Raw genomic sequence first — 24,077 nt, 5'->3', positions numbered from 1 at the left:
TTAAAAATAAGTGAGTAAAGATCTAATATCAAAGCTTTAGTTGTCAATATAAAATTAGTAAAAATATTTATTAAGTAATAAGACAACTATAATATTAGGCTATAAAATATCGTCTTTTTGGTAGATACTAAGGGTTAAATTTTAAAAATGTTAAAATATAAGAATCTTTTATGTATAAATTTAAGACAGGGTAATACATCAACAATTAATAATTTAAATATGTCTAATTGGTTAGAACATAGCGTACAAATTGAAGTAGAAATTCCTATCGAACAAGTATGGGAATTATGGTCAGACTTAAAGGAAATGCCTAAATGGATGAAATGGATTGATTCTGTTGAAATTTTGGATGACGACCCTAACTTGTCACGTTGGAAGTTGGTTAGTGGGGGATTTCAGTTTACCTGGATATCAAAAATTTTAAAAGTAGTACCTAACCAAATTATACAATGGGAATCAGTAAATGGATTACCTAACCGAGGAGCTATTAGATTTTATGATAGACAAGGTAGTAGCATTGTTAGACTTACTATTGCTTATAGTATTCCAGGATGGTTAGGTAAATTAATGGATAACTTATTTTTAGGTCAAATAGTTGAATCTACCATTTTGGAAGATTTAAAAAGATTTAAAAATTATGCATTAAAGAAAAACAAAAATAGAATATAACTATGTAATGTTTTATTAGACTTCTCTCATATATTTTGATTAATAAATTAAGTTGCTCTCTTGTCAAAATTAAAATTATTAAAAAGTCTCTTAAACAATACTTAAAATAAATGCTTGAACTGTTTATAACGTCCTAAAGCGATTAAAGGGAAATAAATGCAGTATAAACGATATCGTATATAGAAATGAGAAGGAAATCCAGTTCCAGTAAATTCTTCTTCTTCCCATGTTCCTGAATTAGTCTGGGTATTTAACAAATATTCTATACCTCGATCAATATGATTAGTAGCAAAACTATTTAAAGCTTTCCCAGCATCTAATAGACCAATTAAAGACCAAGCAGTCTGAGAAGCAGTACTTATACCTTTTCCTTTTAAATTAGGATTATCATAACTGAAACAAGTTTCTCCCCATCCACCATCTTCATTTTGGCAGCTTAATAGCCAATTTACTCCTTTACTTAACTGTGAATGATTTTCATCAGAATTAAGAACTGCTAATGCAGACAATACTCCACTAGTTCCATAGATATAATTAACACCCCATCTGCCAAACCAACTTCCATCTTTTTCTTGTTCACTATACAAATAATTGAGGGCTTTTGTAATACGTTTATCAGAAATTTTCAAATTACATGAACCTAACATTTCTAATACTCTTGCAGTTATATCAGCACTATTTGGATCAATCATTGCTTTGAGATCTCCATAAGGAACTTCATTCAACCAAGACTGGTTATTATCTATGTCGAAAGCTGCCCATCCTCCAGTTTTAGACTGCATTGTTTCTATCCACTGAAGACAACGGCTGATAGCTGCTTCTTTTTGTTGTTCGTTTACCAAATTAATTCCTTCAAGAGCCATTACTACGGCTGCTGAATCATCAATATCAGGATAAAAACGATTAGTGAATTCAAAAGCCCATCCTCCGGGCTTTCCAAGCTTATTTTTAACAGCCCAGTCTCCATAGTCCAAACATTGTTTGCTTAGCAGCCAATCTCCGGCTAGTTGAAGAGAAAGATGATTTCTAGACAGTCCTGATTCAGTTAAGGCTCTAATCATCCAAGCTGTATCCCATACAGGGGAAACACAAGCTTGAACATAATAATCTTCATCTTTTTCTATAGAAAAACGTTGAATAGCTTCAAGACCTCTTCTAACAGAGGGATCTTCTAAATCATATCCTAAAGTTCGAAATGCGATTAGAGAGTTTAGCATAGGAGGCATAATTCCTCCCCAATCTCCGCTTTCTTGTTGATGATTTAACATCCATTTTTCTGCCTCACGTAAGCCTCTTTCTCTAAAAGGAACTAGATTGAATTTTCCTAATACTTGAAATATTTTGTCTAACCATAGAAAAATATCAGTCCAATCATTTTTATAAGAGAGTCCATATTGAATTTTTCCTATTTCTTCTACATATAGCTCATTAAGATTAAAAGATGAATCAATAAGGAAAGTTGGTTGTTTATCAAAAACAATTATTAATGGTACGGTACTTTCCCGTGCCCAACTTGCCATTTCATAAATTGTAAAAGGTAAGTTATTATTTAAGGCCATAATCCATGGCGGAATAGATGGTAGGCCTTTCCACGAATAACAGCCGATTAATGCTAAATGAAACTTAGTAAAGATTCTAGCTTTAGAAATACCTCCTTTACTGAGGATAAACTTTTTGGCATTTACTAAAATAGAATCTTCTTTGGACATTCCCAAAAGCCTCAGGGCCATATATGCTTCAATAGATGTGCTAATCTCTCCACCATCACCATAAAAAAGTTCCCAACCACCATATTTATTTTGTTGATTACATAAATAGGCTTTAATTTTACAATTTGGAAGACTTTCAGAGATCCCCCAGATCTTATAAAGCAAGACAGTCTCTGCTGTAAGAGTTACATTAGATTCTAATTCCCCTACCCAATAACCTTCAGGATGCTGTAAAGAAAGTATATAGTCTTGACTAATGTTAATAGCGTTATCAAGTGATGAATTAGATTCTTGATTAATTTGATTTTGCGTTTCCATAAATAATAATTAAAACGATTTATTTTGTATTCTTGAATTAACTAAACAATTAACTTGAAAATTGTAACAATTTTCGCAGAATGTACAGCGAGCTTTCAAAAATTATTTAAAATTTATTGATATTGTTATTTAAGTTCTTAATGTTATATGAATCTACTTAGATTTTATTACTTAATTACTTATAGTAAACAAAAAAATAATTTAAGTTTTTTAGCTTTGTATGTCAATATTAGATAATAATGCAATTAAATAAGTTCGTAGAAAATTGTAAATATTAGACAACAATTATTAAAGTATTTTTTAATAATTATCTTTATTTATTATTATTTTTAATTTTCTGGTTATTTATATTTCTTAGATTATTAGGAAATATAGTTGATAAACCTTGTTGTTTATGAGATTTTGTTAGATTTAACAATTAATATATTGTTTTTATTTGAATTATGACTCTAATTGTTCAGAAATATGGAGGAACTTCTGTAGGGTCAGTGGAGCGCATTAAAAGCGTTGCTCAACGTATCTGCAAGATTTCTAATAATGATAAAAAGATAGTTGTAGTAGTTTCTGCAATGGGCAAAACCACTGATACTTTAGTAGGGCTATCGCAAGAAATAACTTCCAATCCTTCACGAAGAGAAATGGATATGTTGTTATCTACAGGAGAACAAGTAACCATTGCTTTAGTAACTATGGCGTTACAAAAGCTAGGAAAAAGGGCTATTTCTTTAACTGGTTCTCAAGTAGGAATTGTTACAGAAGCAGAACATAGTCATGCAAGAATTTTATCTATTAGAACTGATAGAATTCAGCGTCATATACGTCAAAATGAAATTGTAGTTGTAGCAGGATTTCAAGGAGTTAGCTGTGTTGATAGTTTAGAAATAACAACCCTTGGACGCGGTGGTTCTGATACTTCAGCTGTAGCTTTAGCTGCTTCTTTAAAAGCCAGTTATTGTGAAATTTATACTGATGTTCCAGGTATACTTACAACTGATCCTCGTCTAGTCAAGAGTGCTCAGCTTATTAGAGAAATTACTTCCGATGAAATGCTTGAATTAGCAAGTTTAGGAGCACAGGTTTTACATCCGAGGGCTGTAGAAATTGCTCGAAACTTTGGACTTCCTCTGATCGTACGCTCTAGTTGGAGCGATAATCCTGGAACATTAGTCACATCAACAACCTCACAATCTAGATCATTAGTTGATCTGGAAATCACAAAAGCAGTAGATGGGATAGAGTTAGATGAAAATCAAGCAAAAGTTGCACTTCTAAAAGTTCCGGATCGCCCTGGTATCGCAGCTCACTTATTGAGAGAAATTGCTTCTCAGAAAGTAAATGTAGATCTTATTATTCAATCAATTCATGAAAAAAATAGTAACGATATAGCATTCACTGTAGTGGAAAATTCTTTACAAAAAGCAGAATCAGTAGTTGATGCGATCGCATCAACTTTTCGTACTAATTCTAATCATTATCAAGAAGTTGAAGTTATTATAGAAAAACGAGTAGCTAAAATTGCTATTACTGGAGCAGGAATGATTGGTCGTCCTGGTATTGCTGCAAAAATGTTTAAAACTCTTGCTAAAGAAAATATCAATATTGAAATGATTGCAACTTCAGAAATTAAGATTAGTTGTGTTATTGGGCAACATGATAGCTTCCGTGCGGTACAAGCCTTACAAAAAGAATTTGAAATAGAATTTTCTCCTAAAATCGATGTATTACCTGATTTTTTACCTATACCACCTGTTAGAGGAGTCGCTTTAGATACACAGTTAGTCCAAATTGCAATTCGGCGTGTAAAAGATAAACCTGGAATGGCAGCTAATATCTTTGGAGTGTTGGCAAGAAATAATATCAGCGTGGATACTATTATTCAATCTCAACGTTGTCGTATTTTTTCTGGAGAACCTACACGCGACATGGCATTTACTGTGGCTCAAGAAAATTCTAAGCTTGCTTACTTAGTGCTCAAAGAATTATCGGATGGTTTTGATGAAATTTTAATAGACGAAAATATTGCGAAAGTGAGTATTGTTGGTGCAGGGATGGCTGAAAAACATGGAATAGCAGCTCAATTTTTTGAAGCCTTAGCAGCAGAAAATATAAATATTAAAATGATTGCAACTTCAGAAATAAAAATTAGTTGTGTAGTTCCAAAAGACAAAGCGATAGAAGCGTTAAGTGCAGTTCATCATGCTTTTGAACTAGATAAATAAACTTTTATATATTGGTTTATTAAAAATATTCATGATTTATCTGTTTAAACCATTATATCTACTATTAAGTAAACAAAAAGAATGAATTACGAAATTATAAAAAATTAAATAAACATGGCAATATAAAGACTACAATGAAATTTCTTGTAATTAGCTCAGATATCTTGTTATATTTCTATGTAGACCTACATTGATTATTACTGTAGATGTATTAACTATAATGATTATTAATATCTTTTATAGAGTAAATAAAGAAAATTTTATTTAAAATATAAGATTAGTAAGGAGACTAATCTTGTGAAATATTCTAAAAACAAAGCAAATCAAGCTTTTTGTGAAAATAATAATGTTTAGTACTTGTTAGGACAGTAAATCAATAGATATATGTACATTAGTAGAAAAGTTATTTCTTTTTGAGAAAACCTGAATTTTTTATTTTCTAAGTATCAATTTTGGTTGAATGTACGTATAGAATAGAAAGTAAATTTTGATTTTAAGGAGTATTTTATGAATATATTTGGTATCGGATTGCCAGAAATGGCGGTAATTTTAATCATCAGCCTATTAGTATTTGGCCCTAAAAAGTTACCTGAAATAGGGAAGAGTTTAGGCAAGGCTGTCAAGGGATTTCAAGACGCTTCAAAAGAATTTGAAGATGAATTTAAACGTGAAACTCAACATCTTCAAGATTCTCTTAGTATGAATGCTGAACTTGAAGATGATAAGGTAGATAACTCTCCCAAGTCAAATACTGATAAATCAAGTATTCACAACTCTTAATATGTAAATATTATTTAAATTTTATGATATTTACTCTAACTCAAAAAATTATTTTAGAGATACTTATAAAATTTTCAACTCGAAACCTTCAAAAGAAAAACTGTTTCTATATTGATCGATTTAACGATTAAAAATTCTTGAACAGGTTTGATTTACTAAAAAAGTAAAATAGGAAACCTATTTATTTAGGTAATATGAGTAATCAAGATATGGAAGAAGATATTAGATGAGTGAAAAAACTCCCTACGAAAAGTTAGGTGTTTCCGAAACAGCTCCTTTTGAAGAGATTCAAAAAGCAAAAGATCACTTAAGCCACAAGCATAGTGATAATTTTGAAACTATAGAAAGTATTGAATCTGCTTATGATGCTATTGTTATGGAACGGCTAAAGCTACGTCAAGAAGGTAAAGTAAATGTACCTGATAATATTCGATTTGCTGAGCATGAAAAAAAAGTTAGCTCTTATTTTTCAGCCTCTAATTTCAATAGTATATTTGATTGGGTTCAACAATTTATTGATATTCCGTCTTTTAATGATATCTTATTGAAGACAGGAATATTTCTTGCTCTATCACTTTTAGTAGGATTTTTGCGTCCTCAATCTTCTCTAACTCCACTTTTCCTAGCGTTAGGAGTTTTTGTTAATATTTATTTTCTAAATAAAAAAGAAAATAAACTTAATCGTGCTTTACTAATCACTTTAATTATGTTGAGCTTAGGAATGATTGCTGGAGGAAGCATTATTCAACTATTTTACGATTCCAACATTACAGAAGAATTTAGTCAATCTTTTGTTAGTATTGTTGTATTTTTTATTTTTTGGCTAAGTAGTAGCTTTTTACATTAGATCTGTGAATCATTTCCTTTATAATATTGATTATTTTTTTTCGAACCTAGTTACTTTTATTAAACAAATACTCTTTTTTGAGATTGCCCATTTTCCCGTAATAATATTTTGGATATTAATGGGAGGTATTTTTTTTACCCTAAGAATGGGATTTATTAATATTGTTGGCTTTAAACACGCTTTAAAAATAGTTTATAGTCAACATAAAAGTCATCATAAAAAACCTACATCTTCTAAAAAAAATATTAGTTTCTATAAAAACCAAAAATCAAAATCCCAACTAGTAGAAGACCTAGACTATCCTGACAAAATTGATCCTGAAAACGAAATTCAGGGAGAGATATCTTCTTTTCAAGCTTTAACAACAGCTTTATCAGCTAGTATCGGACTAGGTAATATCTCAGGTGTAGCCATCGCTATTCAGCTAGGAGGTACAGGTACAGTATTTTGGATGACACTAGCTGGAATATTTGGGATGTCTAGCAAATTTGTAGAATGTACTTTAGGGTCTCAATATCGGACCATAGGTCTAGATGGAACTACTGTTGGAGGCCCAATGTATTATCTATCTAAAGGATTGAAAGAAATAGGTAAAGAAAAGCTAGGTAAAATATTAGCTGTAGCTTATTGTTTTGCTGGCATAGGTGCAGCGATAGGAGGAGGAAACATGTTCCAAGTCAATCAATCATTTATGGCTTTAGCTGTTGTCTTTCCTGCTTTACAATCTTATGATTGGGCAGTTGGTTTAGTTCTTGCTTTTCTAGTAGGTTTGGTCATCATAGGCGGTGTTAGTCGTATAGGAGTTATCACTAGTAGATTAGTTCCCTTGATGTCAGTTATATACATACTAGGATGTTTATGGATTCTAAAAACTAACTTTACTGCGATACCTCATGCATTTACTACTATTTTTACAGAGGCTTTTTCTCCAAGAGGAATAGAAGGAGGCTTGGTAGGCATTATAATTCAAGGGATTCGACGTAGTGTTTTTTCAAATGGTGCTGGCTTAGGATCTGCTGCAATTGCTCATGCTGTTGCAAAAACAAAAGAGCCGATACAAGAAGGTATTGTTTCAATTCTTGAACCTTTTCTCGATACAGTAGTTATTTGTAATTTAACAGCTTTGGTTATTGCTACAACTCAAGTTTATTGGACTACAGTCGGAAATGGCATCAATGGTTCCATATTGGTTATGACAGCTTTTGCCCAAGTTATTCAATGGTCTCCTGTAGTATTAGCAAGTATTATGTGTATGTTTGGATTTTCAACAATGATTACTTGGTGTTATTACGGTGAACAATGCTGGGTCTATATATTTGGTAAATCGAATTCTATTATTTTTAAAATAGTTTTCCTATTCTGTATTTTTATTGGCTCAGTAGTGAATTTAGGAGCTGTATTAGATTTTAGTGATATGATGCTCTTAACATTAGCTATACCCAATATCTTAGGATGTATTCTTCTATCGAATAAAGTAGCAAAAGAATTGAAAAAATATTGGCAAAAAACAATTACTATCTAAGGTAAAACATAAAAACCAACTATGTAGATAGTTTTTATGTTTTATTAAAGCATAAATTCTATTATTGATCTAAATACAAAAACGTCTTGAGATTTGCAAATATTTATATGAATATTTCTTAAACAAAACTAATTTACTTTTTAATTTTTATACAATAAATTAATTGAGTAGTTGCATTAAAGTGTTTATGTATTATTGACTATATCAAAATTTTATTACTGTTAGAGGACAATATAGACCATTGGTATTATGGTAAAAACTATATTTAAACTAGGTAAGTTGAAAATATTGAAATTTACTAGAACACATATTTAGATGTTAATGTATTGGTCATATAACAAATATGTATTACAAATTAGATTTTAAAAAAGTTGAGTATATGGAAATTACAGGATTAAAAAAAGATATTGAGCTTTTGGATACACGCCTGGGCAAAACCCAGGAATATCTTTGACTTGCCAGCACTGCAGGCTAGTATTAAAGATTTAGAGAATACTACAATACAGCCTAATTTTTGGGATAATCCTGAAACAGCACAAAAAATTTCACAAGAACTTAGTAATTTCAAGTCACAATTAGATCAGTATCATCAATGGTATAACAAGCTAGAAGATACTAAAATTATCATGGATTTACTAATCCTAGATAATGATAAATCTTTACTAGAAGAAGCCCAAAACAATATTACACAGTTAAAGAAAAATTTAGATAACTGGGATTTACAACAGCTTTTATCAGGAACATACGATATAAAAGGGGCCATTCTAAATATTAATACAGGAGTTGGTGGAACAGATGCTCAAGATTGGTCAGAAATGTTACTAAGAATGTATAGAAGATGGGGAGAAAGTCAAGGTTATAAAGTTAATTTAGTTGAGATTTCTGAAGGAGATGAAGCTGGGATTAAATCTGCCACATTAGAATTTGAAGGTTGTTATGCTTTTGGATATTTGAAAGGAGAAAAAGGAACACACAGATTAGTAAGGATTTCTCCTTTTAACGCTAATGGAAAACGCCAAACAAGTTTTACTGGAATTGAAGTAATGCCTAAATTAGAAGGAAATGATATTAAAGTAGAGATTCCTGATAAAGATTTAGAAATTACAACTACACGTTCTGGCGGTAAAGGCGGACAAAACGTTAATAAAGTCGAGACGGCTGTCCGTATTGTTCATTTACCAACAGGTATCTCAGTTCGATGTACTCAAGAACGTTCACAGCTACAAAATAAAGAAAAAGCTCTTATTTTATTAAAAGCAAAATTACTAATTATTGCTCAAGAACAAAGAGCTAAAAAAATTGCTGAAATTAGAGGTGATATAGTTGAAGCTGCTTGGGGAAATCAAATTCGTAGTTATGTATTTCATCCATATCAAATGGTCAAGGATTTAAGAACAAATGTAGAAACTACAAATATTAATGACGTGATGGATGGCGACTTGGGTTTATTCATTGAGGCTTATTTACATAATACAAATAAGCCTCAATAAATAAAGTAATCTTTTGAAAAAACTTTAATTCTAGATAAGAATTATGTATTAGTTATTTTTTATATTTTGTAATCTTTATATAAAATATTTAGTATTGTATGTAGAGAGGCTTTTATTCAATAAGTTTACTATGTCTACTATCAGTGTTATTGTTCCTGCAACGACGGCAAATATAGGTCCAGGATTTGATTGTATAGGCTCTGCCTTGACTATGTATAATCAATTTTACTTTACCAAAGAAGAAAAAAGTAAATCTCAATTAGATATTTATGTAATAGGAAAAGAAGCTGATAAGGTTAAATGTGATCACAATAATTTAGTATACAAGGCGTTTACCTATCTATACCGTCATATTGGAGAACCATTACCAATAATCTCAATTAAAATCAAATTAGGAATACCATTATCCAAAGGCTTAGGAAGCTCAGCTACAGCAATTGTAGGCGGTTTGATCGGGGCTAATGAATTGGCCGGTCAGCCTTTGTCAAAAATTGATTTAATGAATTTAGCTATACAAATAGAAGGTCATCCTGACAATGTTGTACCTGCTTTATTTGGAAAATGCCAACTTGCTGTTAAAAAAAATACTGACTGGGAAATATGTCCATTAAACTGGCATTCTTCGATTGTACCTATTGTTGCTATCCCTAACTTTGAATTATTAACGGAAAAAGCTAGATCTGTTACACCAAAAACAGTACTTATGAGTGATGCAGTTTTTAACATTTCTCATATTGGATTATTGATTAAGTCCCTAGAAACGGGTAATGCAAAATGGTTGTCCGAGGCATTACATGATAAGCTTCATCAACCTTATCGTCAGCATTTTATTAAAGGTTATGAGAATGTGAGGCAAGCCGCTATTAAAGCAGGAGCATATGGCGTGGTAATTAGTGGTGCTGGTCCTACTCTATTGATTCTAAGCAATTTTAAAAATGCTGATAATATTAAATATGTGATAAAAGAAGCATGGTTGAAAGAAGAAGTTAATTCAGAAACGCAAATACTTTCTATAGATAATTATGGAGTCAAGATTCATTATCTTTAAAAGAATAAATTTAGATATTTTTAATATTTTAAATAAATAAACTTAAAATATAAGATTTAGGCAAAATATGATTAAACCCTACACTGTAATCATACAAGGGCTAATAGCATGAGGAGAAAATAAAAACTTTATACAATAATGATACTCTAGGTTCTCATATAGGTAGTAGAGATAAGAAGCTGTGTTAAGATTAGCTTACAAGGGAAAGCAGCAGATGATGGACAAATAATATGTTTGAACGCTTTACAGAGAAAGCTATTAAGGTAATTATGCTTGCCCAGGAAGAGGCTCGTCGTCTTGGGCATAACTTTGTCGGGACAGAACAAATTCTTCTAGGGTTAATCGGCGAAGGAACTGGAGTCGCAGCCAAAGTTCTTAAATCTATGGGAGTTAATCTTAAAGATGCTCGTATTGAAGTTGAGAAAATTATTGGACGTGGTTCAGGTTTCGTCGCTGTTGAAATTCCTTTTACCCCAAGAGCAAAAAGAGTTCTGGAACTTTCCTTAGAGGAAGCCAGGCAATTGGGACACAACTACATTGGAACAGAGCATCTTTTATTAGGATTAATCAGAGAAGGAGAGGGAGTCGCAGCACGAGTCCTTGAAAATCTCGGTGTAGATCTCTCTAAAGTAAGAACCCAAGTTATTCGTCAACTGGGAGAGACTGCAGAAGTTGCTGCAGGAGGTGTAGCACCAGGTAGAACTAAAACTCCTACTCTTGATGAATTCGGTTCTAATTTGACTCAGTTAGCTACAGATGGGCAACTTGATCCAGTTGTAGGTAGACAAAAAGAAATTGAGCGAGTAATTCAAATTCTTGGGCGTCGTACTAAAAACAATCCAGTTCTTATAGGAGAACCAGGTGTCGGTAAAACAGCAATTGCCGAGGGACTTGCTCAACGTATTGCTGACCAAGATATTCCTGACATCCTTGAAGATAAGAAAGTTGTAACTCTTGATATAGGTTTATTAGTAGCAGGAACCAAGTATCGTGGAGAGTTTGAAGAACGTCTTAAAAAAATCATGGAAGAGATTCGTCAAACAGAGAATATAATCTTAGTTATTGATGAAGTTCATACTCTTATTGGCGCTGGTGCTGCCGAAGGGGCAATTGATGCGGCTAATATCTTAAAACCAGCTTTGGCAAGAGGAGAACTCCAATGTATCGGAGCGACTACTCTTGACGAATATCGTAAACATATTGAAAAAGATGCTGCTTTAGAAAGACGTTTTCAGCCAGTGATGGTTGGAGAGCCAACTGTAGAAGAAACTGTTCAAATTCTCTATGGCTTAAGAGAACGTTATGAACAACATCATAAGCTTAAAATCTTAGATGAGGCTCTAGAAGCCGCTGCTAAACTATCAGATCGTTATATTTCTGATCGTTTTCTTCCGGATAAAGCTATTGATCTCATAGATGAAGCAGGTTCTAGAGTACGCTTAATAAACTCTCAGCTTCCTCCTGAGGCTAAAGAATTAGACAAAGAATTACGCACAATTTTAAAACAGAAAGACGATGCGGTTCGCTCGCAAGATTTTAATCATGCAGGACAGCTACGAGATCAAGAAATGGAGATCAAATCGAAGATTCGTTCAATTTCTTCCACTAAAAAAGGAGAAGGAGAAAACGATGAACCTTTTGTAGATTCAGAAGAAATAGCTCATATTGTTGCTTCCTGGACAGGAGTGCCTGTAAACAAACTTACAGAAACCGAGTCTGAAAAACTTTTAAACATGGAAACAACCTTGCATCAAAGACTTATTGGTCAAGAAGATGCTGTGAAGGCTGTTTCAAGAGCTATACGTCGTGCGAGAGTAGGACTTAAAAACCCTAATCGTCCTATTGCTAGTTTTATCTTTTCTGGCCCTACAGGTGTAGGGAAAACGGAGCTTACTAAAGCGTTAGCAGCTTATTTCTTCGGCTCGGAAGATGCAATGGTCCGTCTAGACATGTCTGAATATATGGAGCGTCATACTGTATCTAAGTTAATTGGATCTCCACCTGGATATGTTGGTTACAATGAAGGAGGTCAATTAACAGAAGCAGTGCGCCGCCGTCCTTACACTGTAATTCTGTTCGATGAAATTGAAAAAGCGCATCCAGACATTTTCAATATGTTATTACAAATATTGGAAGATGGTCGTTTAACTGATGCAAAAGGACGTACAGTAGACTTCAAAAATACTTTATTAATCATGACTTCTAATATAGGGTCTAAAGTAATTGAGAAAGGTGGCGGCGGACTAGGTTTTGAATTTGAAAATAATCAAGCAGATGCACAGTATAACAGGATTCGTTCTTTAGTTAATGAAGAGCTAAAAGAATATTTCCGTCCTGAGTTTCTGAATAGACTTGACGAAATTATTGTTTTCCGTCAACTAAACAAAGAAGAAGTTAAAGAAATTTCTGAAATTCTTTTGAAGGAAGTATTTGCTCGGTTGACAGAAAAAGAAATTACACTTCAGGTTACTGATAAATTCAAAGAACGCTTAGTTGAAGAAGGTTACAATCCTTCTTATGGGGCAAGACCACTACGTCGTGCTATTATGCGTCTCCTTGAAGACATCTTGGCCGAAGAAATTCTTTCAGGTAAGGTTAGGGAGGGAGATATTGCAGAAGTAGATATTGATGAACAAGGACAGGTTAAAATTATTGTCGCAGAGGATAAACAACCTCATTCAATTTCAACTTCAACATCTGATTCTTAAAATCAAAAATTGGACATTTTTAAAGCGGTAGAAGTATTTACTTCTACCGCTTTCTGTTAAGATTAATTATTTCTATTAGCTATCAATTAAATTAATTATTGAAAATCTTATATACTTTAGTTAAATTTTGATAACTACAGGACTATTCTAAATAGAACTTTCTATTATTTAAACCATTATTAAGATCAAAGATTATTCTTTAGTGGAATTATTCTGAAATATTCTTTATCTTAATAGTTTTAAGGAAAACATAATATATATTCTTTGGAGATTTTTATGGCACTATATGCAGATTTACATCGCCATTTAGGAGGATCAGTAGTTCCGCGTATTCTTTGGAGATATTTTAAACGCCATGACCCTAAAATGGCGCAAAGATTTCCTCAATATCCAGTTTTTGAAGAATTCTATACACGCAAACGTAAAACTCTAGATGAATATTTAGAGTTACATACCTTAGTAGAGAATGTTCAAACAGAGGAAACACTACCTTATTTTATCTACCGTTTAATTCGTGGAGCTTATATTTTTGAACATTTAGCATATTTAGAGTTAAGGTACACCCCATATCTCCGCACTCCTCAATATCTTGAGCAATCAGAAAGAATTGATGCTATGACCAATATTGTTAAAATAGTTGGCAAAGCTAGTCAAGTCAAAGAATACCCCATTGTCATTAGTCAAATTCTTTGCATGCATTCTCGCTTACCTTACGAGGTTAACAAAGCTATAGTAGATTTAGCTGCTCAAATGAAAAATTATGTTTGTGCTATCGATGTCGCAGGAGGAGACTCCCATTATGGTGAAAGATTAGATGAATTTATAGATTTATATAAATATGCAAGAGCCTTGGGATTAAATACTACCGGCCACCTTTATGAAACTTCTGACGGTTGTTACCCTGAACTTCTTCCGTATTTAATGAGGATTGGTCATGGCATTCAGATACCATTAAAATTTCCAGAACTATTACCAGAAATTGCACGTTCTAATCAATGCTTAGAAATTTGCCCAACAACTTATCTAAAAACAGGAAATTTAGAAAATTTATATGAACTAAAAACAGTTTTTGATCGTTGCTTTGAAGCAGGAGTACATATAGCGATTTGTACAGATAATGCAGGATTGCACAATGTACGTCTACCTTTTGAATTTGAAAATCTTTTAACTCAAGATGTAATTGATTTTCATCAATTACAAGCATGTCAAAATTTTGCTTTTCAACATGCTTTTGCCTGGCCTTACAAAAAGCCCCCTGCATCTTTACTGACTGGTCTTTTAAAGGATAAATCTTTGCAGAGATCTTAATAATCAATATTTAGTAAAACTTAAAAATTAATATGGAAAATTGTTTGATAATTTCTAATATAAAAATAATTACTTTATCTATTTAAAATACTGAAATGATATAAGTGCCTATAAATATATCCTGATTTAATGTTGAAATATTAAATACAGTTAACTAAATGAAACTTTCTTTACGTTCTATTTACAATAGTTACAGATCCTTAATTCGTAACAAGAGATATCGCTGGTGGGTAATTTTAGGGACTTTAGCTTATTTTATAAGCCCTTTAGACTTCTCTCCAGACTTTTTCCCCATAATAGGACAAGTAGATGATTTTGCTATTCTAACTCTACTAATAACAGAGCTAATTAAAGTAATATTCGAAGGTCCTTCTCAAATTATCGTAGAAAAATCATCAGAGAATGAAACAGTGGAAGTTGAAGCAACTTCTATTGATGAATACTTAGATTAAAATTGTAATAGCATTAAAAAGATATAAGCTATGAGTAATTCTCCTGTAATTTTATTAGTTGATGATGAACCAAGTGTGTGTGATTCTATACAAGCATACTTAGAATACAATGGTGATTTAATAGTAAAAATCGCAAATAATGCGAAAGAAGCTTGGAAACTTTTAGAAACAACAATTCCTGATATCATTATTTCTGATGTTATGATGCCGGAAATAGACGGATACCAATTTTTAGAAAGAATACGTCATAACAACCGTCTACAAACTATTCCTTTGATTTTTCTTACTGCCAGAGGTATGACTGCTGATCGTATTAAAGGTTATAACGCTGGGTGTGACGCATACTTACCAAAACCTTTTGATCCTGAAGAATTAGAAGCGATTGTAAAAAGTTTTCTAGAACGTCGTAAAATTAATGAAAAAATTGGTAATAACTCTGTAAAACTAGAAGAGATAGCTCAAGAAATTAAAGGACTAAAAGAACAATTAGGTCAACAAAAAACTCATTTAACAGTAATACCACCATCTATTAAAATCGATTTAACTCCAAGAGAAAAAAGTGTTTTAGACCTAGTTGCAGAAGGTCTTATGAATAAAGAAATTGCAGCTCGTTTAAATACAAGTGTTAGAAATGTAGAGAAATATGTAAGTCGTTTGTTTGGTAAGACTGAAACTAATAGTCGCACAGAGTTAGTACGTTTTGCATTAAAACATGGATTAACTCAATATTAAGTTCTAACCAAATTTAATACATCAAAACAATATACAAATAATAATTTTTATTAGTTTTTCAAGGTAACTCATATCTCTTAATTACTATTTTTAACCTTCTTCTCATGGGAATCTAGTTTTTGAAGAAACATTCCATCTTTTAATTTTTTATTGTTGGATACTATCAACTTGTCATAAGCAGTTAAACCATTAATTACCTTATAATCACCACCTTCTAAACTATTTAATTGAACTTTAACTCTCTTGGCTATTGAGTTAGGTATGTTATTTTCCCCTGAATTATTATCTTTAACTATAAAAACAAATTTTTCTTTTCCAATATGATATACAGATTTAGCTGGAATTGATAAGCTGCTATTTTTCTGCCAAATTATTCTTGCACGAACAAATTGACCGTTTAAAAGTTTTTGATTTAAATTGTTAAAACTAGCTCTAATGAATATTGATTGTGAGTTTTTAATAATATTAGAAGATATAAAACTAATTTTTCCTGTAGTAATTATTTTTTCCGAATCATCAATAATTTCTACAGGTAAACCTATACTTAGTCGAGAACTGTATTTTAATGGAATAGTTAAGCGCAGTCTTAAAGTATTGTTGTTTATTAAACTTATTAAAGAATCTCCTTCTTTTACATATTCATTATCTCTAGTAAAAATATTTTCTACTACTCCAGAGAAAGGTGCCTTAACTTTAGTCTTAGAAATATGAATTTGAGATGTTTGAAGTTGTGCACTTGCTTCTATAACATCTGCTTTAGCTTGAGCAATAACTTCTCGCCGTGGACCAGCTTGTAGTCTTTGTAAATTTTGTAACTCTGTTTCTACAACGGTAGTCAATTCATCTAAATCAGCTAAACGTCTTTTCTTGAGTTGGGACAAACGTCGTTTAGTTTGTTCTAGATCAGCTCTTGCTCTACGTAGAATTGTTATGTGTTCTTGATATTCATCAATAGAAATTACACCTTGTTCTTTTAGCATTTTATAGCGAGCAACTCTTTGCTGGGCTAATTCGAGACTAGCCTGTGAAGAATTTAAATTTGCTCTAGCTTGAGCAATCTCTTCAATACTATCTCCTATTTTTGTGTTGTTTAAACGAACTTTTGCACCTCTTAATCTAGCCTTGGCTTCTTTCAGATCTTCAATACGATTTCCAGTTTCTAATTCCAATAATCTAGCTTTGGTACTAGCTAGCTTAGCCTGTGATTCTAATAATTTTGCTTGCAAATTATCGGGATCAAATTCCATTATTATTTGATTTTTTGTGATGTTGTCTCCTTCCTTAGCTAAAATTTGTTTTATTTTCCCATAAATTTCTGATTTGAGGATTAATATATTTTTGGCTTCTATGGTTCCTGTAAATTCAGAAAAAATTTTAACTATTTTTGGTTTTAAAACAATTATTTTTATATCATCAGGAGAGCTTTTCCCTATAATATTATTTGACAATCTATATTCGTGACTATTATTAATTGATCGCCTGAATGTTTTGTTAATCAATATAAAAATTAATAGCGAGCCTAGAATAAGAACCAAAAATTCTTTATTATTAAACTTTATTTTTTTCTTAAACATTATTATCAACTCATCTTAAACACTAAATTTCTAAATATTACGTAAAAAATTACAAGATTGATATTTTATATGTCTTGTACCAAAATGATTATAAATCTACTTATACAGAAAAAAAATTTTATTTATAATATAAAGATTAATTACTTGCCATAGGCTAAAAATTATTAAAATTTAAAACTAACATGTTTCAGCAATATTTACTCAAGCTAGTATATTTAATGAAATATTTCTAGTCCTAATAAATAATATTGAAGTTATCAAAAACTTTTAAGAAATGTATATTTATGCATATATTTAAGGATAAATAGTTAGCAATACAACAGTTATTATATTGAAGGTTAGAAAAGTGAATAATTTAAATATTCAGAAAACAATCATAAAACTTCGTAAACATCTTCAGCAAGCTAATTATGCTTATCATGTTTTAAATGAGTCCATAATGGAAGACTCAGTGTATGATCAGCTGTACCGACAGTTATACAATTTAGAACAAAGAAATCCAAATCTCATCAGCTCTGACAGTGTTACACAAAGAGTAGGAGAAAAACCTGCCCTTCATTTTAATTCTGTTAAACATGATATTCCTCTATATAGTTTAGAAAATGCCTTTAATTTACAAGAATTAGAAGCTTGGGAAAATCGTAATCAAAAGTACTTAAAATCACAAGAAAATCAGTTAATAAAATATATTGCGGAATTGAAAATTGATGGCTCAGCACTATCGTTGACATATGAGAATGGACTATTAACACGTGGTTTAACAAGAGGAGATGGAATAGTAGGAGAAGATATTACTCAAAATATTCGTACCATTTTTTCTATTCCATTACATCTAAATTTAGATGATCCACCTTCCATTATGCATGTAAATGGGGAAGCATTTTTACCTCTGGATGAATTTAAGAGAATTAATAAACAGAAGCAAAAAGAAGGCAAATCATTGTTTGCCAATCCCAGAAACGCAGCTGCAGGAACTCTAAGACAGCTAGATTCAAAAATTGTGAGCGAACGAAAGTTACAATTTTTTGCATACTCTTTATATGCTGATAATTTAGATATTAAAAGTCAATGGGATACTTTAAAATTTCTACAAGAATGTGGATTTTTAGTTAATCCTTACTATCGGCTATGTAAGTCTCTTGATACAGTAACTAACTACTTTAATGAGTGGAAAAGTGCAAAAAAGCATTTGCCCTATATGACGGATGGAGTTGTGATAAAGATTAATTCTCATATCTTGCAGAAAGAATTGGCTTATACACAAAGGTTCCCTCGTTGGGCAATCGCATTAAAATATCCTGCAGAGGAGATCTCAACAGTAGTTGAAGATATCATTTTCAATACAGGAAGAACTGGAGCTGTTACTCCGATGGCAGTAATGAACCCGGTTCTTCTCGGTGGAACAATAGTCCGCAAGGCTACTTTACATAATATTGATCGTATTGCTCAATTAGGAATTTGTATCGGAGATACAGTCACTATTCGTAAAGCTGGTGAAATAATACCAGAAGTAATTCGGGTACTAAAAACATTACGTCATCATAAAACCAAAGTTTTTCAAATCTCTGAACGATGCCCTAAATGTAATAGCATGCTTGTTAGTTTTTCAAACGAGGCAGTGGTTCGTTGTATTAATAATTCTTGTCCAGCAATTTTAAAAGGAAATTTAATTCATTGGTCTTCAAGAGATGCTGTAGATATTTCTGGTTTAGGTGAAAAAATTATAGATCTTTTAATCAGTAATGGCTTGGTAAATTCTATTTCAGACTTGTATCATTTAAATTTTCAAGAAGTTTCTAATTTAGAAAGAATGGGAATAAAGTCTGCAGAAAATTTAATTAAATCTATAGAAAGTAGTAAAACAAAGTCTTGGACAAAGGTACTATATGGATTGGGTATTCATCATGTAGGGTACACAACAGCTATATTGTTAACAGAAAATTTTTCTAGTGTTCAGCAGCTATTGCAAGCGCCTTATGATACTTTGGTAACTATTAAGGGAATAGGGAAAGAAGTTGCTTATTCAATTAGAAGTTGGTTCTCGCTTGAAGAAAACCAGAAATTAATAAGCGAATTAGATAAAAATGGCTTTGTTTTAGAAAATAAAAATTTAGGGATCAATCAAAATAAGCCAGATAAACAAATATTTTTTAATATTACTTTCGTGATTACTGGAAGCTTAAATACTTTAAAACGAAGTGAGATCAAAAACTTGATAGAGAATTTTGGAGGTAAAGTAGTTAATTCAGTAACTAAAAAAACAAATTATATTTTAGTAGGGGAAAATCCTGGTTCTAAATTAGCAGAAGGAATGAAATTAAATATTATTCGTTTAAATGAAACAGATTTTCTCAGAATACTAAAGGATGCGAATATTGAAATTAACGAAATTTAAAAAATCAGATATGAGCTATGTTTAGAATTTATATTTCTATGGTATTAACTATAGCGTCTTTTAGGAGATGAATGTTTTATAGAAGTATATTCACAAAAGATATTTCCATATATAAAAGTTATAAATTAATGTATATATGAAACATCATAAATATTTTATAAAAAATAAACATGAATAATATTTTTATTATTTAATTATGGAAAGGAATAGAAAGTAATGGTAATAAAACTAACAGAAGATAATTTATGTGAGAATTATCGTTTTCTAAATCTTCTGACATTTCAAATAACGCTTTGATTCTTTTTTCAAGTCTACTATTGGTGTTCATATCATGAAAACATACTTCTACAAAACTAGTCGAGTTATTCTTGGCTACTAAATTCATTTTTCTAGCTACAATAATTAAAGATTCAGCAAGAACTAGAGGATCGATATTTTTAATAGCTTCTTTATCTGCACGAATTTCTCTCAATAATAATAATTCTTCCCAAATCATATTTGTATTTGGTAGCCAAGAGCTAATAGTTTTTAACCAACCTAGCCAAAAAAAATAAAAGGTATCATGATAATTTTTATGTGCTTCTTCATGGGCAATAACAGCTTTTAAATGATTTAAATCTAGAGATTTTAGTAAGCCACTACTGATAATTAATTCAGGATTCCAAAATCCGATTTGTGCACTATAAGGTAAATCTATTTCAACAATTCTTACTAAGTAATTATTAATAACTTGCTTCGGATAATTTTTAATTACTTTGACTGAATCACATCCTTGTAAAGTAGTTTTAATAAATTTTACCAAGGCAATCCCTAAAAATATTATTGATGTTGAATAACTAAAACGACTTGATGGCAAGCCTAACATCTTGCCATCATATCCCATCGAAACAATTGAAATAGTTGTTACTATGAGTAATAAAGGAGGTACAATAAAAGTTATAAGAGAAATCTGCCAGCGGCTCATTCCCATCAAAGTAAAGGGATACAGTAATCTAATTCCACATGCAAGAGTTAAGACTAGTAAAATCATTAATATGTGCATATTTATTTTATCTCTCGTTGATGACGAATCGCTTGTAAATTTGCGGCGATTAATTCTAAACGTTCTAAACTAGTAGTATCTAAACTATCTACAAGTGAAGCAACCATATTAGGGTTACTAATAGCAAGAAATTGTTGCAACTGTTCGCAAGCTCGCAATGTATTAGTCTGTTCTCGAGATACAAGAGGCTCCCAGGAAAATGCTTTATTTTGTTTACAACATTTTAACCACCCTTTTTTAGTTAAACGATTTAAAACTGTTGTAACAGAAGCGTAAGCCAATTCTCTTTCTAAATCAGATAAGATGCAATCATGAATTTGCTTAACTGTAGCTTTTTCAAGATCCCAAAGAATTTCCAGAATCTCAGTTTCAAGAGAGCCTAATGACAGCTTGTGAGGACGATATTGAGGTAAAGGAGACATAACTTAATGTAATCAAAATTAAAGAGTAATATAACTAATAGAGATGTCTACATTTTAATTATACTAATAAAGCTCTTAAAACAATACCAATACTTATCATTTCAACATTTAAGAATAATAGTATAAATAGTATATTTTTAATATTCATTCATAAAATGTAACAATATAAAAATCAATAAATCTAAATAAATATTTTGTAATGACAATAAATCCACCTTTTTTAACTGGAAATGAAATACGCGATAAATTCCTGCACTTTTATAAGGGGAAAAAACATCAAATTTTTCCTAGCGCATCATTGATACCAAGAGATCCAACTGTTTTGCTAACAATAGCTGGAATGTTGCCTTTTAAGCCTATTTTTCTCGGTCAAGAAAAATCTAGCTTTTCTCGTATTACTACTTCTCAAAAATGCATTCGTACTAATGATATCGATAATGTAGGTTATACAGCTAGACATCATACCTTTTTTGAAATGCTAGGTAATTTTAGTTTCGGAGATTACTTTAAAGAACAATCTATAAGATGGGCCTGGGAGCTGTCTACTCAGATTTTTCTTTTACCTCCAGAAAGTATTGTTGTTAGTGTTTTTGAGAGTGATGATGAAGCTTTTAATATTTGGGAAAATATTATTGGTATTCCTCAAACAAGAATTATAAGAATGGGAGAAAAAGATAACTTTTGGAAAGCAGGAAAAACTGGACCTTGTGGCCCTTGCTCAGAATTATACTATGACTTTCATCCCGAATTAGGAGAACAAAATCTTAATTTAGAAGATGATTCTCGCTTTATCGAATTCTATAATCTTGTATTTATGGAATATAGTCGTGATGAAAATGGTAATTTATTTCCCTTAGGTAAAAAAAATATTGATACAGGAATGGGCCTAGAAAGAATGGCTCAAATATTACAAAAAGTACCAAATAATTATGAAACAGATTTAATTTTTCCTATAATTGAATCTATTTTGAATATAATTGCAATTGAATATAGACATGCAGAAGAAAATACAAAAAAATCTTTAAAAATTATTGGAGATCATATTAGAGCAGTTATTCATATGATAGCTGATGGTATTACTGCTTCTAATACAGACAGAGGTTATGTACTACGTCGAATAATTCGTAGAATTATTCGGCACGGACGTCTAATTGGAATAGAAGGAAAATTCATTAATAAAATTGCACAGACTGCAATTCAAATTTCTGAAAAATCTTATCCAGAAGTTAGAGAAAAAGAAATTTTTATTAGTAAGGAACTAAGCAAAGAAGAAGATATTTTTCTCAAGACTTTAGAAAGAGGAGAAAAGCTATTATGTGAAATAATTGATAATACTATAAAACCTAATCAAATTTCCGGCTTAGATGCTTTTATTTTGTACGATACCTATGGCTTTCCATTAGAGTTGACTCAAGAGATTGCAGAGGAAAGTCAGTTAAAAGTTAACATTGATGAATTTTATGAACAAATGAAATTGCAACAATGTAGATCAAAAGCAGCACATGAAAATATAAATTTATCTCTGGGATATGAAATTAATAAATTAATAAGCGATGTTGATGCCACAAAATTTACAGGTTATTCTGATCTAAATTCATCTGTTGTAGTTAAAAAGATATTAGTTAATCAGAAAGTTGTTCAACAAGCAGAAAAAGGAAATAATGTTCAAATAATACTTGATAGCACTCCATTCTATGCAGAATCAGGTGGTCAGGTAAGTGATCATGGCTACTTGGTTGGACACAAATCATTCATTAGAATTAACGATATCCAAAAAGAATCTGAAGTTTTTATTCATTACGGAAAGATAGAAGAAGGATATTTATTAACTAATGAAACTCTAGATGCAGTTGTTGATAATAATTATCGTCAGTGTATTAAACTAAATCACACATCAACTCATTTATTGCAGGCTGCCCTGAGAAAAAACTTAGATAGTTCTATTACACAAGCAGGTTCGCTAGTTACTTTTGATAGACTAAGGTTTGATTTTCAATATCCTCATCAAATAACTATAGAACAAATAGAACAAATAGAAAATACCGTCAATTTTTGGATTTCTGAGAAGCATGATGTAAGTATTGAAAATATGTCTTTAAAAGTCGCAAAGGAAAAAGGCGCCATAGCAATGTTTGGAGAAAAATATAGCGAAGAAGTTCGTGTTATTGATATTCCTGAAATTTCAATGGAGTTATGTGGAGGAACACATGTAAATAATATAGCTGAAATTGGTTTATTTAAAATAATCTCACAAACTGGAATTTCTTCTGGTGTTAGACGGATAGAAGCAATTACAGGATCAGCTATCTTAGAATACTTAAAGGTTAAAGACAGTATAGTTAAAAATTTATGTGAGCACTTTAAGGTAAAACCTGAAGAAATTCAAAAGCGTATCATATCGTTACAGACTGATTTAAAAGATACCCAAAAACAATTAGAAATTGTACAGCAAGAATTAGCTATGGTTAAGTCTGATAAGTTATTAGACATAGCAGAATCATTAGATAATGATTTAAAAATAATTGTCTCCAATGTAGGCAACGTTGACAAAAAAGCATTGCAGCATTCTGCAGAAAGGCTGCAAAACAAGCTTGGAGAAGGTGCCGTAGTTTTAGGAGCTACACTTCCAGGAAATAAAGTTAGTCTTGTAGCATCCTTTAGTAAAAAAATTTATAAAGATAAGAATTTATCAGCTGGTAAATTTATTGGAGAAATTGCTCAAATATGTGAAGGAGGAGGGGGAGGTCGCCCTAACTTAGCTCAAGCAGGTGGAAAAGATGCAAGTAAATTAGAAGAAGCATTATTAACTGCAAAAAACAAACTTATTCAATTATTGAAATAA

General features: G+C 31.3%; 17 protein-coding genes. 13 read left to right on the top strand and 4 right to left on the bottom strand.

The window, feature by feature from the left end; all coding sequences use genetic code 11:
• Nucleotides 1-219 precede the first annotated feature (219 nt).
• Nucleotides 220-669 (top strand): SRPBCC family protein, encoded by a 450-nt coding sequence (locus tag UCYN_RS04305; RefSeq protein ID WP_041487871.1) that lies wholly within the window; start codon nt 220-222, stop codon nt 667-669.
• Nucleotides 670-770: 101 nt separating this feature from the next.
• Here the strand turns inward: UCYN_RS04305 and shc are convergent, their stop codons facing one another.
• Complete coding sequence (gene shc / locus UCYN_RS04300) at nt 771-2,696, bottom strand: squalene--hopene cyclase (protein ID WP_012954285.1); 1,926 nt, start codon at nt 2,694-2,696, stop codon at nt 771-773.
• A gap of 443 nt (nt 2,697-3,139) precedes the next feature.
• On the opposite strand from shc, the gene UCYN_RS04295 reads away from it, so the two are divergent.
• The 10 genes from UCYN_RS04295 (at nt 3,140) to UCYN_RS04250 (ending at nt 15,802) form a co-directional block, all read left to right on the top strand.
• Nucleotides 3,140-4,915: an aspartate kinase gene (locus tag UCYN_RS04295; protein WP_012954284.1), complete on the top strand. Its 1,776-nt coding sequence runs from the start codon at nt 3,140-3,142 to the stop codon at nt 4,913-4,915.
• 507 nt (nt 4,916-5,422) lie between these two features.
• Nucleotides 5,423-5,695 carry a TatA/E family twin arginine-targeting protein translocase gene (locus tag UCYN_RS04290; protein WP_012954283.1) on the top strand — a complete coding sequence of 91 codons (273 nt, stop codon included), beginning with the start codon at nt 5,423-5,425 and terminating at the stop codon, nt 5,693-5,695.
• Nucleotides 5,696-5,921: 226 nt separating this feature from the next.
• Nucleotides 5,922-6,542: a CPP1-like family protein gene (locus tag UCYN_RS04285; protein ID WP_012954282.1), complete on the top strand. Its 621-nt coding sequence runs from the start codon at nt 5,922-5,924 to the stop codon at nt 6,540-6,542.
• 118 nt (nt 6,543-6,660) lie between these two features.
• The gene (locus UCYN_RS04280) at nt 6,661-8,064 is read left to right on the top strand and encodes an alanine/glycine:cation symporter family protein (RefSeq protein WP_012954281.1); all 1,404 of its coding nucleotides are present in this window, start codon (nt 6,661-6,663) and stop codon (nt 8,062-8,064) included.
• A gap of 379 nt (nt 8,065-8,443) precedes the next feature.
• Nucleotides 8,444-9,554 (top strand): peptide chain release factor 2 gene (prfB, locus tag UCYN_RS04275; RefSeq protein WP_148207769.1). Its coding sequence is split into 2 segments (ribosomal slippage): nt 8,444-8,515 and nt 8,517-9,554, totalling 1,110 coding nucleotides; the frame shifts between segments, so codons are not numbered across the junction.
• Between the two features lie 130 nt (nt 9,555-9,684).
• Nucleotides 9,685-10,602 (top strand): homoserine kinase, encoded by a 918-nt coding sequence (thrB, locus tag UCYN_RS04270; RefSeq protein WP_012954278.1) that lies wholly within the window; start codon nt 9,685-9,687, stop codon nt 10,600-10,602.
• A gap of 230 nt (nt 10,603-10,832) precedes the next feature.
• Nucleotides 10,833-13,310, top strand: a complete 2,478-nt coding sequence (locus UCYN_RS04265; protein WP_012954277.1) for an ATP-dependent Clp protease ATP-binding subunit — start codon at nt 10,833-10,835, stop codon at nt 13,308-13,310.
• A gap of 276 nt (nt 13,311-13,586) precedes the next feature.
• Nucleotides 13,587-14,618, top strand: a complete 1,032-nt coding sequence (locus tag UCYN_RS04260; protein WP_012954276.1) for an adenosine deaminase — start codon at nt 13,587-13,589, stop codon at nt 14,616-14,618.
• A 158-nt stretch (nt 14,619-14,776) separates the two neighbouring features.
• Nucleotides 14,777-15,070: a YkvA family protein gene (locus UCYN_RS04255; protein WP_012954275.1), complete on the top strand. Its 294-nt coding sequence runs from the start codon at nt 14,777-14,779 to the stop codon at nt 15,068-15,070.
• Nucleotides 15,071-15,100: 30 nt separating this feature from the next.
• Nucleotides 15,101-15,802, top strand: coding sequence for a response regulator transcription factor (locus UCYN_RS04250; protein ID WP_012954274.1), 702 nt, complete (start codon nt 15,101-15,103; stop codon nt 15,800-15,802).
• Nucleotides 15,803-15,879: 77 nt separating this feature from the next.
• Here UCYN_RS04250 and UCYN_RS04245 read toward each other — a convergent pair whose 3' ends face one another.
• Nucleotides 15,880-17,250 carry an efflux RND transporter periplasmic adaptor subunit gene (locus UCYN_RS04245; RefSeq protein WP_012954273.1) on the bottom strand — a complete coding sequence of 457 codons (1,371 nt, stop codon included), beginning with the start codon at nt 17,248-17,250 and terminating at the stop codon, nt 15,880-15,882.
• 472 nt (nt 17,251-17,722) lie between these two features.
• On the opposite strand from UCYN_RS04245, the gene ligA reads away from it, so the two are divergent.
• Nucleotides 17,723-19,771, top strand: coding sequence for an NAD-dependent DNA ligase LigA (ligA, locus tag UCYN_RS04240; RefSeq protein ID WP_012954272.1), 2,049 nt, complete (start codon nt 17,723-17,725; stop codon nt 19,769-19,771).
• Between the two features lie 190 nt (nt 19,772-19,961).
• Here ligA and UCYN_RS04235 read toward each other — a convergent pair whose 3' ends face one another.
• Nucleotides 19,962-20,813, bottom strand: a complete 852-nt coding sequence (locus UCYN_RS04235) for a M56 family metallopeptidase (protein WP_041487763.1) — start codon at nt 20,811-20,813, stop codon at nt 19,962-19,964.
• A gap of 2 nt (nt 20,814-20,815) precedes the next feature.
• A complete protein-coding gene (locus UCYN_RS04230; protein ID WP_012954270.1) occupies nt 20,816-21,235 on the bottom strand; it encodes a BlaI/MecI/CopY family transcriptional regulator in 420 nt (139 codons plus the stop codon).
• A 199-nt stretch (nt 21,236-21,434) separates the two neighbouring features.
• Here UCYN_RS04230 and alaS point away from each other — a divergent pair, with 199 nt between their 5' ends.
• Nucleotides 21,435-24,077 (top strand): alanine--tRNA ligase, encoded by a 2,643-nt coding sequence (gene alaS / locus UCYN_RS04225; RefSeq protein WP_012954269.1) that lies wholly within the window; start codon nt 21,435-21,437, stop codon nt 24,075-24,077.

It is taken from the genome of Candidatus Atelocyanobacterium thalassa isolate ALOHA (assembly GCF_000025125.1).
Taxonomy (GTDB): Bacteria; Cyanobacteriota; Cyanobacteriia; order Cyanobacteriales; family Microcystaceae; genus Atelocyanobacterium; species Atelocyanobacterium thalassae.
The sequence above is the reverse complement of the archived record's forward strand: the minus strand, read 5'-3'. Positions and strand labels throughout refer to the sequence as shown.